This window comes from Terrisporobacter othiniensis (genome assembly GCF_000808015.1).
In the GTDB taxonomy this organism is placed as follows: Bacteria; Bacillota; Clostridia; order Peptostreptococcales; family Peptostreptococcaceae; genus Terrisporobacter; species Terrisporobacter muris.
In genome coordinates this window covers 1-1,410 of record NZ_JWHR01000034.1, presented here as the reverse complement: position 1 = coordinate 1,410, position 1,410 = coordinate 1, and the positions used below count along the sequence as shown (strand labels likewise).

Here is a 1,410-nt window from a genome sequence, read left to right as displayed (position 1 = left end):
GTGTAATAATTGATGCAATTATTATAATTTTAGGTTTATCAATCAAAAACTATGTATTTGTAATTATGGGTATAGTGTTATTATTATTAACTCTATATGTTGCTAAATTAGAAAAAAAAGATGCTGAAGAAAAAGCTAGAATTGCAGCTGAAAAGAAAGCTATTAAGGCCGAACAAAAGCGTCTAAATAAAGGTAAGAAAAAAAGAAAAAGAAAAAAAGATAATATTAAAGGAGCTTTCTCATAATAATTTAAATTTATTAATGAGTAGCTCCTTTTTAATTTATTTTTCTTCTATATTTTTAAATATATTATGATTTTCTTCTAAATATTTTTCGCATTCAGTAGCAGCTATGGCACCATCTGATACAGCTGTAACAACTTGTCTTAATGATTTTTCTCTTAAATCACCAGCAGCATATACACCTTCAATATTTGTTTTCATTTTATCATCAGTTAATATATATCCATATTCATCCATATTAACTAAACCTTTAAACATATCAGTAGCTGGTATATGTCCTGCAAGTACAAATGTTCCAAAGCTAATATCATCCTTAGAAAGTTCATATCTTTCTTTTTCATTTGTAATATTATTTACATATTCTATATAAGTTGGTTGTTCTTCTCCCCCAAGTTCTACTACTTCCGTATTAAATTTAACTTCTATTTTATCATTTGCTAAAACTCTATCTGCAATAGATTTTGCACATGAGAACTTAGGTTTTCTAACAAATACTGTTACTTTTCTAGCTAATCTTGAAAGATATAAAGATTCTTCTGCAGCAGAGTATCCACCACCAACAACAAACACATCTAGATTTCTAAAAAATCCTCCATCACAAGTTGCACAGTATGACACTCCTCTTCCATAATATTTCTCTTCACCTTTAAATCCTACTTTTCTTGGAGTAGCACCTGTTGATATTATAACTGTTTTAGCTTTAAATTCTTTATTTCCAGTTTTTATTATTTTTATTTTACCATCTAAATTCATTGAAAGTATTTCGCTATACTCAAACTTAACTCCAAAGTTTTCAGCCTGTTTTCTCATAGTATCTATTAAACTTGGTCCGTCAATCTCCACTATTCCAGGATAATTTACTATCTCAAAAGTTGTTATAGCTTGTCCACCTAAATATTGTTTTTCTATTATTAATGTATCTAAGGCAGCTCTACCAGCATAAATACCTGCTGATAATCCAGATGGTCCACCACCAATTATAATTACGTCATATATTCTGTCCATATTAATAATCTCCTGTCAATAATTTTAAATTATATAAATTTAAAATTTAAATTTTGTTAATATCTATATACCCACTTTTTCTCTTTTATCACAAATAAGATTTCCTCTCATAAAAATAGTTTAGATTTCTTAATCTATAAATTTTATTTTACCTCTATTTTTA

Annotated in this window: 2 protein-coding genes; one reads left to right on the top strand and one right to left on the bottom strand. The window is 27.3% G+C overall.

Translation table 11 applies throughout. The features are described 5' to 3' along the window. Nucleotides 1-245, top strand: a 245-nt coding sequence (locus QX51_RS02920) for a hypothetical protein (protein ID WP_039678417.1), incomplete at its 5' end; no start/stop codon positions are given. Between the two features lie 36 nt (nucleotides 246-281). On the opposite strand, the gene QX51_RS02915 is transcribed toward QX51_RS02920, so the two are convergent. Then, the gene (locus QX51_RS02915) at nucleotides 282-1,247 is read right to left on the bottom strand and encodes an FAD-dependent oxidoreductase (protein ID WP_039678418.1); all 966 of its coding nucleotides are present in this window, start codon (nucleotides 1,245-1,247) and stop codon (nucleotides 282-284) included. Between the last annotated feature and the right edge of the window lie 163 nt (nucleotides 1,248-1,410).

What these genes read in the sequence shown, in the direction of transcription:
- QX51_RS02915 (WP_039678418.1), bottom strand. Translation starts at nt 1,247, where the DNA reads ATGGACAGAATATATGACGTAATTATAATTGGTGGTGGACCATCTGGA.